Here is a 10,614-nt window from a genome sequence, read left to right on the forward strand (position 1 = left end):
TTTTTGTTTAGATTGATTTTTGACACTCATATTCTAAACGGGAAACTCTCACTTTTTAGAGTGAATTGTCAGATCAAGTCTGATCTTCTACAAATGATCTGGGTTGAACCTAAAAATGCAATGGTTTGGGTAGAATCCCAAAATACTCTTCAGAGGTAAAAATGCAAAACAAGGTAAAAGTATTATTACTTAGTTTATATGTGTCCCATTTCGCTTGGGCTGATTTAACTGTGATTGCTGATTTCGGCGGTGAAAGTGCAGTACGTTTTTATGAATCTTTGCAACCGGAACACGATGAAAATGCACCAAACTATCCGAATTCCATTCAAGCCTCAGTTAGCGAGGCTGACATTTTACCCATTATTTCCCATAAATTATCTCCCGGGATTATTAAAGAAAAACCGTTTGATTTAACAGGAATACAAGCCATTTTCTTAATTGGAGCGGATAATACCTCAGCTCAGTGGCTGCAACAAAATCGAGATAAGTTGATCACGTTGAATGCAACAGGACTTGTAGTGAATGTACAAACACTCTCCGAACTTAATCAATTACGCGACATTGTGCCGGAACTGAGAATATTACCAACTCCCGGAGATGACCTTGCAGAGCGAATTGGTATTGCACATTACCCTGTCTGAATCACTGAAAGCGGAGTTTCACAATAATGTCTGCTAAACATACATTGGAAGCTTGGTTACGTCCTCCTGTTGAGTTTTTTCCGGCAACTGTTCACGCTTCTTGTGCTTTTGTCAGTGCTGCAGCTCCTTGGTCTTTGGCACTCCATCCAAGTATCGGTTACAGTATTGCAGCTGGTTTTGGAGCATTGAGCTTTTATCGGGCAAAACAAGGTTGGCAAATTGTGCGTTACCATCGCAACCTGAAACGTTTGCCTAATTATTCAATGACCAGTAAGCAAATTCCTGTCAGTAGTAAGTATTTGTTTGTCGGGAAAGGATTTGAATGGAAACCTATTCACACACAGAGATTACACGACTGTTTTTCGGATAATGGTTCTAAATACCTTGAACCGTCCAAACTCTTTAAAATGGCAAGAGAGTATGAAAAACGCCACGAAAACTTACTAACACGCCTTACCACAAAAGATAGTCAATGGAATCCAGTTAGACCGCTACCACCAGTTGAAGGTATTCCGGCTATTCACGGAATTGAGCCAAATGAGGTGGATGTTGTTCAAGCGATCAGCTCTCGAGTTGGGCATACCGCAGTGTTTGGTACGCCCCGTGTTGGTAAAACCCGTTTAGCTGAGGTTTTTGTTACCCAAGATATCCACCGAGGTAGAACACCTGATGAACGTGAAGTGGTGGTATTCTTTGATCCGAAAGGCGATGCCGATATGCTCAAACGAATATATGCGGAGGCAAAACGAGCGGGGCGAGAAGATGAGTTTTATGTGTTCCATTTAGGTTATCCTGAAATTTCTGCCCGTTATAACCCAGTAGGACGCTTTAACCGTATTTCGGAAGTCGCTGGCCGTATTTCAGGACAGCTAAGTGGGGCGGGTAACTCTGCGGCATTTAAAGAGTTCGCTTGGCGATTTGTCAATATTGTTGCACGTGCATTGGTAGAGTTGGGGAATCGTCCAAACTATGTTCAAATTTCCCAGTTTGTACAAAACATTGACTCACTATTCCTTGATTATGCGGAGAAATTCATTCGTAAAACCGATCCAAAAATCTGGGAAAATTTAGCAACAATCGCTGCCGGACTGGATGAGAAAGCTCTCCCTTTTGGGATGAAAGACCGCCCACTGATTTTTGTGATCAACAAGTACATCGCTGAAAGTGCTGTCTTTGACCCCATTTTACAAGGGCTTGCTAGTGCAGTACGCTATGACCGTACCTATTTTGATAAAATTGTTGCTTCGTTATTGCCGTTATTGGAGAAATTAACGACCGGAAAAATTTCCGAACTTTTATCTCCGGATTATGCCGATATTTTGGATGAACGCCCGATTTTTGACTGGGAATCCATTATTCGTAAACGGGGAATTGTTTATATTGGTTTAGACGCACTCTCTGATGCAACGGTTGCTGCTGCCGTGGGAAACAGTATGTTTGCGGATTTAGTATCAATGGCAGGTCATTTGTATAAATTTGGAACAAATGAAGGATTACCGGGAGCATTCAAAGAAAAATCAAAACCGGTGAAAATTAATCTCCATTGCGATGAATTCAATGAATTGATGGGCGATGAATTTATTCCTCTCATCAACAAAGGTGGTGGTGCAGGGGTACAAGTTACTGCTTATACGCAAACACTCTCCGATATTGAGGCTCGTATCGGCAGCAAACCGAAAGCGGGGCAAACCTTAGGTAACTTCAATACACTTTATATGCTGAGGGTAAAAGAACCTGCAACGGCTGAATTGCTGACTAAGCAGTTACACGAAGTAACAATTAAGCGTAGCACGGTCACGTCCAGTACGACGGACTCTAGCAACCCTGACGATGATAAGGCATTTAGCTCGAATACTGGACAGCGTATCAGTGAAAGTACCGTTCCTATGCTGGTTCCGGCCAACATTACCAATTTACCAAAAGGACAAGCATTCGCTTTAATGGATGGGAGTAAATTATGGAAAATTCGGATGCCGTTACCTGCTGTTGATAAAGATGATATGATGCCTCAATCTTTACGAGAGCTGACAGATTATATGCGTAAAAACTATCACGTTGTTGAAAATTGGTGGCAACCGGCATTTACAGAATATACGCCGTCCCGAGACATTGCAGAAGCATTTGAAGCAATGTCAGAGCCTCAATATAAAACGCCTATAGACAGCCAAGTAGATAATTTTGGTATAGATGAACCTTATGATATTGATGAAGAGGAAAATGACGATGAGTAGTGCCAAAATGAGAGAAGAAAATAGAACCAACCTCTTAGATTTACCCAATAAATACCGTAACTTTGATGGTGAGTTTTCTGTTTCTTGTGGGTTAGATAATGCGGAAGAACTCCTGATTCATAGTCAATCCTATTTTATTGAATGGTTTGAACAAGGTTATTCCTTCCATCAATTTGCCGAAAAATTCGCAGTTCAAGGGCTTTCGTTATGGTCTGCCGATGAAGTATCTATGCGTAACTCGGATAAATCCAAAGATATTTTCGCCTTTTATCTTGCTTTTGATAATAATCCTTCCGGCTATATCCTTGTCCAGTGCCAGCTCGATAGAGAGGATAGTTTGCAATGAGTGAAGAAACTAAACCTCGTCGAAAATCAGGCTTAATCAGTCTGATTTTGGGAAAAATCAATATGTTACTGGCTGCAATCGCAGTATCTCTCATATTCAGCATCATTTTAGAATGGGTAGGAATTGCGTTTTGGTGGCCAGAAGAAGGACATTTGCATAGCCAAACAATGATGCTCAATGAGATGCAATGGCTATCAGATGATTTTTCTCAAAGCCTGTTTGCTAAATCCTCAACTGCTTTTGCAACATCGATTATTGAAAATGTCTATAACTGGTTGTTTGTTTATACCGGTATTAAGGACTGGCTGCTCTCTCCGGGTAACGGCAGTATGGAACAATGGATACATCACTACGGCAGAGCCTATATTGAATCTGTTATTTATGTAGTGATCACCTTTATTATTCGCCTCATTATTATTATTTTTACAAGTCCGCTCTTTTTATTGACCGCACTTTCCGGTTTAACGGAAGGACTGTCATTACGGGATATACGGAAATTTGGTGCCGGACGGGAATCTGCCTACCTATACCATCACGCTAGACGTTATATTATGCCAATGATGGTCACAGCTTGGGTAGTTTATTTATCTATCCCGTTTTCAATTCACCCGAACGTTATTTTAGTCCCGGCGGCTTGTTTATTTGGTTTATCCATCTGTATAACTGCGGCGAGTTTCAAGAAATTCTTGTAAATTTCATAAGCCCTTGGCAATACGCCGGGGTTTATTCCTCTGTTATTGTCTCTGTATCTTCATTTTCTGCCTCAGTATCCCAATCAGAACTCTCCCAATCATCGACTTCCCAATAATTATCCGTATATTCCTCATCATCAGATTGAATATCCTCAATTTGTTGCTCGGTCAATTCTCCATATTCATTTAGCTGCGATTCTATATATTTACGTTCTGTATCGCTTAAAAACTGCCAATAGTTACAGATTAAATTCCCATTAAGGCTTAATTCCCAAACGCCTCCATAATTAAATGGTGCATTTTCTGCATGGCAGATATTCCCTACTTTATGTGTGGGAGGAAGGGAAAATGCAGGTGGGAGAAAAAGAAGGGGGATGAATAGATATTTCATCAAATCATTATCACAAAGGGGAATACCTCAAGGAGCATAATAACTGATATTTCCATTCATTTTATAGACCGAATTATTTATTCATTTTCAATACTTTCCTGTCAATATCTCTTCCAATTGGCAATAGAGTTTCTCATTAAATTTTAAAGTTGCTTTTGGCACTCTTAATCTGAGGTGAAATTAAAAATGAGAGGTTCTCTATGTCTATTTCAATAGCGTTAAGACGTGCCATTTTACTTGTAGTTAGCTGTAGTTGCCTATCTGCATATGCAACGACAGAACAAGAACAATTGGCTCAAGCGATAAAACAATTGGAAGCTGCCAAGCTATCACTACAACGTGCAGAAAAAGTAGCAAAAGCTTCACCGAAAACGCGGGAGTATTTTAACTATTCTGCCGTTCATCGTGATATTGAAACCGTGAAAAAAGGAATCCAGCAATATATTAGCCCTAGCAGAATGTTGCCTCGTGATCCAAACACACTCCGCACACTTGGAGAGGATTACAGTCAGCTTAGGGGGAAATAATGCCATATTCTGACACTGCTTCTAAGGCTTTTTCTGCTGCCAGCGGTATTGAACCCTTCAGATTGAAAATCACGATTGCCATTATATTGCTTGCAGGACTGCTTTTAGCTGCAGCTTGGGCAGTGAATAGTGGTTTTAAAGGATTTTCATTTCGAGATAAAGGACCTTTTTCACTTTTAGTTTTATTCCTCAAAGGGGTGGCACTCATTATTTGTGTTACCTATTTCTTCATCTATTAGATTCGAGGTCTGTATGCGTCGTATTCAATCTATTGCGAAACATCTCCATAGCCGTTATTTGGCTGTTATGCTGTTCTTTTGGGGAACAATCCACAATGCATTAGCTGCTGGTCCCGATGCCTCTAAAATCCCGGATTTCCAGATTCCCGGAGTAGATAGCAATACCAAAGATCCTATGGAAATTATTTGGATTGTGGCCAAAGGTTTTGTCACGCTTGTTGCCGTACTTTTAGCTGCAGTAGCTATTTTCGTTGTTGTAAAAGCATTAATCAGTATCTATAACGAAGCTACATCTGAAAATGGTAAGAAAGGCTGGGGGCACTTTATTGGAGCTTTAATTATCGGCTTCATTGTGATCTTCTTCTGCTTATGGTTAGTCAAACTGGCAGTAGGATTATTCTAAAAAGCTATAGTGGAGACCAATATGTCGGAACATGATCAAACAATCTCTTTTTTACCTACTCGTTTAAATCGAGAAGCTACTGTTTTTGGTGGAATGACAGTGAGTGAATTTGGGATTTCAGCCAGTTTAGGCTTTGCTCTTGGTTTGATTGTTGGTCTCTTTTTCTGGATATTGACAGACTTTTGGTTACTTATTCCGGCAATGGCAATGCTTTTATGTATTGCAACGGTATTAGTTGGAAAAGTTGTTGTTGCTGCAATTAAACGAGGTAAACCGGAAGCCTACTTGAATCGCCTTATTGAAAAGAAACTTGATGACCTACTTAATGGTAACAAATTTATTCGGCGTGAAGGTTTTTGGTCCATCCGTCGATACAAAAGGATGTAACACATGAGCCAGCTTAAAAGCCTATTACACGAAAAAGATAAACACATTAAAACAGCACGATTTTTTGCTTCCTTATTTTTTATCATTATTTTAGTCCTGGCTGGGGTAATTTATACCTCACCAAGCCGTTTAACTATTTATAACCCGCCTGATCTCCGTGCCGGTAGTCAGAGAGCATGGTGGGAAATCCCTAAACCTACGATTTACGCATTCTCCTACCAAATTTTTCAACAAGTGAATCGCTGGTTAAATAATGGTGAAGAGGATTATGAGAAAAATATTACGGCATTAAAGCCATTTTTAACACCCCATTGCGAAGCATTTTTACGTCAAGATTATAAAGATCGCCTACGCAATAATGAATTAAGAGGGCGAACTCGTATGGTCTATGAGATTACAGGCCGTGGATATAGTGAAGATAAGGTCACTGTTTTCAGTGAAGATAGCTGGGCAGTGAATTTAGATCTTGGGGTTGATGAACATTTTCAAGGTCAGCCGGTGAAACGAACTTATATTCGCTTTCCAATCAGTATTGTCAGAATGGAGGTGGACTCTGTACAAAATCCTTGGGGATTAGGCTTTAACTGCTATAACTCCATTCCAAAACTTCTAGAAGGTGTTGAGCCGAAAACTGAGGAGAAAAAATGATGAAACGCTTACCTATTTTATTGATGTCTTTAATTGGATTAAGTTTTTCAAGTCATAGCGTTGCTGATGTATTAATGAAATGGGAGAGAAAACCTCTTCCGATTGCTTTGCAGGTAGATAAAGAGCGGATTATTTTTGTGGATAAAAATGTCAAAGTTGGTTATCCGGCTGAATTAGATGGCAAATTACGCATTCAATCAACGGGTGGCGCAGTGTACTTAAAAGCCCTAGAGACATTCCCTTCTACCCGTATTGAATTTCGTGATGTTTCTACAGGTGAAATTTTCCTCTTTGATATTGTTTCTGCAACCAAAGTAGCTAATCCGGAAGAATCAATACGAATGGTATTTGATATTGCGGTAGAAAAACAATCTTTTTCAACGAATAGAGATGATGAACCTGATCTATCTTTGACCGGCACACGACCACAATTACCGATACCGGCAGCATTAACCCGTTATGCCGCACAATCGCTTTATGCCCCGCTTCGTGCAGTTGAGCCGTTAGAAGGTGTTCGCCGAGTAGCCCATCGATTACCGAAAAAAATTACGACGCTACTACCGGCATATTCTATTGATGCAACCCCTCTTATTAGTTGGCAGCTTGATTATTATGTAGTCACGGCGATTCGTTTGCAAAATAAAGGGAATAGTCAAATTACTCTAGATCCTCGCGAACTTCAAGGGCAGTTTTATGCTGCGACATTCCAACATAACTGGCTTGGGAGATATGGGAGCAATGAAGATACCACCACGCTTTATTTAGTTACTGAAGGCTATGCCAATAATGCGTTGATTCCTGAAACGCGTCAGGTAAAACCGGTAACCAAAAAGGTGAAGAAAACCACCAAAGTCGAAACTAAACCGGCACAATCAGCAAAATAAGGAGGATAGGCAATGAAAGCAAATAAAGCCTTATTTGTCATACTGGGTATTGTATTTACCTTAGTCGGTGGAATCGTCTATGCCTTATTTGGACGTAGTGAGCCAGTTCCACAACCGACACAACAGGAAATTTTAGATATTTCCATTAAAGATTTAACACCGGAACAAGTCAGATCAATGGGCATTCAAGGTGATTCACCGATAGATACCCTTCGTACATTAGTGACTACAGTAAAATCTAATGAACGACGTATGGATGCCTTAATTAATGAAAAAGACCGTCAGCTTAAAGAAAAAGAAGAACAGATTGGTGGTCGTATCAATGATGCCGTGAATAATGAAACCCGTAAGCTTCAAGAGCAAATCGCTGATTTGAAAATGCAGCTATTTGATATGGCAAGTCAAGTAAGCAATAAGCCCGTCATACAAGAACAAGCCTCTACAGCAGAGCAAAATGCGGATATACAGGGTAAAAAAACGCCTGTTGCAACAGATAAATTACCGATTGGTGGTGCTTCAACGCTAAATAGCCACAATACTGATTTTAATGGTATGGTCTGGGTTGAGCCTAGTGATCAAATGGGATTGGATGCAAATGGAAAACCTGTTTCAGGCAATACAATTGCGACTAAATTTGGCTTCCCTATTGATTTCAAAGCTGGGCAATATCCAGGAGCAAATGCAGAAAAGAAAGGTCTGCCGTTTTTCCCAGAGACAGACACAGTTACCTCACAACAAGGCCAAGCAAAAGGAACCGGAAAAAATCAGGTTACTCCATTTTATACTGTACCAAGTAATTCAACCTTTTTAGATTCTGTAGCAATGACTGGACTCATTGGGCGTATTCCTATCGATAATAGGGTGTCTGATGCTTACCCATTCAAAGTATTGATTGGACGTGAAAATTTGATTGCTAACGGGATTGAATTACCTGATGTGGAGGGGGCGATTGTTTCAGGAACAGCAACCGGTGATTGGACATTATCTTGTGTTCGCGGTGAGGTAACCAGTATGACCTTTGTCTTTAATGATGGACGAATCGTTAGCACCTCTCATAAAGGAAGTGGTAATAATAGTGAAAAAATTGGTTGGCTATCCGATAGTTCAGGTATTCCTTGTGTTCCTGGCGAGCGAAAAACTAATGCACCGGAATATTTGGGTACAAATTTCTTTTTAGCAGCGGCTAGTGCTGCTGCTCAAGGATTTTCACAATCTCAAACTACAACTGTTGTGGATGGCAGCAGTGTAGTGGGAGCAGTGACCGGCGACCAAGGTAAATTTATTTTAGGGCAAGCGATTGGTAATGGTTTAAAAGAATCGGCAGATTGGTTTAGAAAACGCTTTGCAGAAAATTTTGATGCCGTTTATGTGCCGCCTGGTCATCGTGTCGCCATTCATATTGAGAAAGAAATCGAAATTGATTACAACCCACAAGGCCGTAAAGTGAAATACGGAGCAAAATCATTCAATACACAGCTTGATTAAAAGGGAGTTCGACATGAAAGGTTTATTTTACATCATCATAAGTGCATTGGCTGTCACTGGTTGTACAACCTCTACACAAGAATTATTGCCAACTAACGGTAGCACAATGAAAGACATTTGGGATAAAGGAGCGAGTAATAATGAGCTACATATCTACCGCTCACAAAATGGACGAAAACTCGATCCTGTCAATTATATCCCCAATAGTGAGCAACGTGCTTATACCCGTACAGCAGAAAATGAAATCAATAATTTATTTCCACGTTTGCCGAACCCAGATTTAATTATGTATATCTATCCTCATCAGACAAATTCCGGTGAGCCGCTTAGTATTCCGGGATATTCTACGGTACTACCGTTTTATGGCCGAGTTCAATATGCGCAGCCAGGTGATAGTATAAGGGGGCTATAACAATGTCTTTTTTAGGTGAAGTTTTTTCTTCGTTTAAATTAAGTAAATCCCCCACTGTATCAAATCCGGTTATCAATATGGACACATCAGAACAGTCAGAAAAAATGGTATTAGATGATGTGACTATTCAACCAATTAAACGCAGTGGAAAATTACGTCAATCACAGCATCATCAACGATTATATTCTCAAGAGCCTTCTTTCATTGAGCACCTGCCTTGGGGAGAATATCTAGATGAATATGGCGTATTACTCCTTGATGATGCTCGCAGTATGGGAGCCGTATTTGACATAAAACCGATTGGAACTGCTGGTCGAAGTATTGAGTTTTTAACTCGAGTTCGTAATTTAGTCAAAGATGCCTTACAGGATAGCTTCGATGAACTGGATACCAACCCTTATGTAATTCAATTCTATTGCCAAGATAGTGATGATTTACAGCCTTATACCGAACAATTACATCAGTATATATCCCCTATTGCTAAGGGCAGCGCTTTTAGTGAAGAGTGGTTAAGAGTGATGGGGAAACACTTCAAGGATATTGGTAAGCCCGGAGGACTATTTATTGATGACAGAGTGACAAATACCGCTTGGTCAGGACGCATTCGTACAACAAGAATGGTGATTTATCGCTATGTAGAAAATAAGCAAAATGATTTTAATACTGCCTTAATTGCAGAGCAATTAAATAATGCTTGTGCTCGCATAAATGGTGCCTTGACTACAGCAGGGTTACACTCTCAGCGAATGGATAGTGAGCAAATCCGGCAATGGTTACTTCGTTGGTTTAACCCAAATCCTTCAATCAATTTCGATGAGCTTTCCAATAATGACTGTTACCACTTGTTCGGAAAACAAGAATCTGATGACGATTTGCCTCTCGCATTTAGCGATTTTAGTGAAGATCTTTTCTATTCTCAACCGCAGAATAAAGGAAGCTATTGGTATTTTGATAATCAGCCACATGAAGTTGTCGTTGTTAATAATTTGAGGAAGCAGCCGGAAGTCGGTCTGATTACGGGAGAAATCACACGTGGGAGAAATATTAATGCCCTATTTGATTTGTTACCGGAATCAACCATTATGGCAATCACGATTGTGATACACCCACAAGATAAACTAGAAGCACATCTGGAAAAAATCAGCGGTCGTGCGGTAGGGGAAAACTTTGAGTCTAAATACCTCAAAGAAGACTGTAAAACAGTACAAGCTTATTTGAAAGAAGGTCATAAACTTTATCTGTAGAAGATCAGACTTGATCTGACAATTCACTCTAAAAAGTGAGAGTTTCCCGTTTAGAATATGAGTGTCAAAAATCAATCTAAACAA

At 40.1% G+C, this 10,614-nt stretch carries 13 protein-coding genes and 1 pseudogene; 13 read left to right on the plus strand and 1 reads right to left on the minus strand.

Annotation, left to right across the window (positions count from 1 at the left end):
• The first annotated feature begins 161 nt into the window (after positions 1-161).
• Genes EDC41_RS12710 through EDC41_RS12725 form a run of 4 tightly spaced genes read left to right on the plus strand, consistent with a single transcriptional unit; the run spans position 162 to position 3,910 of the window.
• Positions 162-641, plus strand: coding sequence for an integrating conjugative element protein (locus tag EDC41_RS12710; protein ID WP_115262430.1), 480 nt, complete (start codon positions 162-164; stop codon positions 639-641).
• A gap of 26 nt (positions 642-667) precedes the next feature.
• Positions 668-2,872 carry a type IV conjugative transfer system coupling protein TraD gene (gene traD, locus EDC41_RS12715; protein ID WP_115262431.1) on the plus strand — a complete coding sequence of 735 codons (2,205 nt, stop codon included), beginning with the start codon at positions 668-670 and terminating at the stop codon, positions 2,870-2,872.
• Positions 2,865-3,218, plus strand: a complete 354-nt coding sequence (locus EDC41_RS12720) for a hypothetical protein (RefSeq protein ID WP_021279998.1) — start codon at positions 2,865-2,867, stop codon at positions 3,216-3,218. Before traD ends, EDC41_RS12720 begins: the two co-directional genes overlap by 8 nt.
• On the plus strand, positions 3,215-3,910 hold the full coding sequence (locus tag EDC41_RS12725) for a TIGR03747 family integrating conjugative element membrane protein (RefSeq protein ID WP_115262432.1): 696 nt from the start codon (positions 3,215-3,217) through the stop codon (positions 3,908-3,910). The genes EDC41_RS12720 and EDC41_RS12725 overlap by 4 nt, the downstream gene beginning before the upstream one ends.
• 31 nt (positions 3,911-3,941) lie before the next feature.
• On the opposite strand, the gene EDC41_RS12730 is transcribed toward EDC41_RS12725, so the two are convergent.
• Positions 3,942-4,301 carry a hypothetical protein gene (locus EDC41_RS12730; protein WP_115262433.1) on the minus strand — a complete coding sequence of 120 codons (360 nt, stop codon included), beginning with the start codon at positions 4,299-4,301 and terminating at the stop codon, positions 3,942-3,944.
• 200 nt (positions 4,302-4,501) lie between these two features.
• Between EDC41_RS12730 and EDC41_RS12735 the strand changes: the two genes are divergently transcribed.
• The 9 genes and pseudogenes from EDC41_RS12735 to EDC41_RS12775 all read left to right on the plus strand — a co-directional run.
• Positions 4,502-4,828: an integrative conjugative element protein, RAQPRD family gene (locus tag EDC41_RS12735; RefSeq protein ID WP_115262434.1), complete on the plus strand. Its 327-nt coding sequence runs from the start codon at positions 4,502-4,504 to the stop codon at positions 4,826-4,828.
• On the plus strand, positions 4,828-5,067 hold the full coding sequence (locus tag EDC41_RS12740; protein ID WP_172459169.1) for a DUF3262 family protein: 240 nt from the start codon (positions 4,828-4,830) through the stop codon (positions 5,065-5,067). Before EDC41_RS12735 ends, EDC41_RS12740 begins: the two co-directional genes overlap by 1 nt.
• Before the next feature lie 13 nt (positions 5,068-5,080).
• Positions 5,081-5,470, plus strand: coding sequence for a DUF2976 domain-containing protein (locus EDC41_RS12745; protein ID WP_115262436.1), 390 nt, complete (start codon positions 5,081-5,083; stop codon positions 5,468-5,470).
• A gap of 21 nt (positions 5,471-5,491) precedes the next feature.
• Entirely contained in the window at positions 5,492-5,857 is a 366-nt protein-coding gene (locus EDC41_RS12750; RefSeq protein WP_115262437.1) for a TIGR03750 family conjugal transfer protein, read from the plus strand.
• 3 nt (positions 5,858-5,860) lie between these two features.
• Positions 5,861-6,505, plus strand: a complete 645-nt coding sequence (locus EDC41_RS12755) for a PFL_4703 family integrating conjugative element protein (protein WP_115262438.1) — start codon at positions 5,861-5,863, stop codon at positions 6,503-6,505.
• Entirely contained in the window at positions 6,505-7,389 is an 885-nt protein-coding gene (locus EDC41_RS12760) for a TIGR03749 family integrating conjugative element protein (RefSeq protein WP_115262523.1), read from the plus strand. Before EDC41_RS12755 ends, EDC41_RS12760 begins: the two co-directional genes overlap by 1 nt.
• A 12-nt stretch (positions 7,390-7,401) precedes the next feature.
• On the plus strand, positions 7,402-8,874 hold the full coding sequence (locus EDC41_RS12765) for a TIGR03752 family integrating conjugative element protein (RefSeq protein ID WP_115262439.1): 1,473 nt from the start codon (positions 7,402-7,404) through the stop codon (positions 8,872-8,874).
• A gap of 13 nt (positions 8,875-8,887) precedes the next feature.
• Entirely contained in the window at positions 8,888-9,286 is a 399-nt protein-coding gene (locus EDC41_RS12770; protein WP_115262440.1) for a TIGR03751 family conjugal transfer lipoprotein, read from the plus strand.
• A 77-nt stretch (positions 9,287-9,363) separates the two neighbouring features.
• A pseudogene (locus tag EDC41_RS12775) lies at positions 9,364-10,524 on the plus strand (TraC family protein); the annotation flags it as partial.
• Positions 10,525-10,614: the final 90 nt, after the last annotated feature.

The sequence above is a fragment of the Mannheimia haemolytica genome (assembly GCF_004342115.1).
In the GTDB taxonomy this organism is placed as follows: domain Bacteria; phylum Pseudomonadota; class Gammaproteobacteria; order Enterobacterales; family Pasteurellaceae; genus Mannheimia; species Mannheimia haemolytica.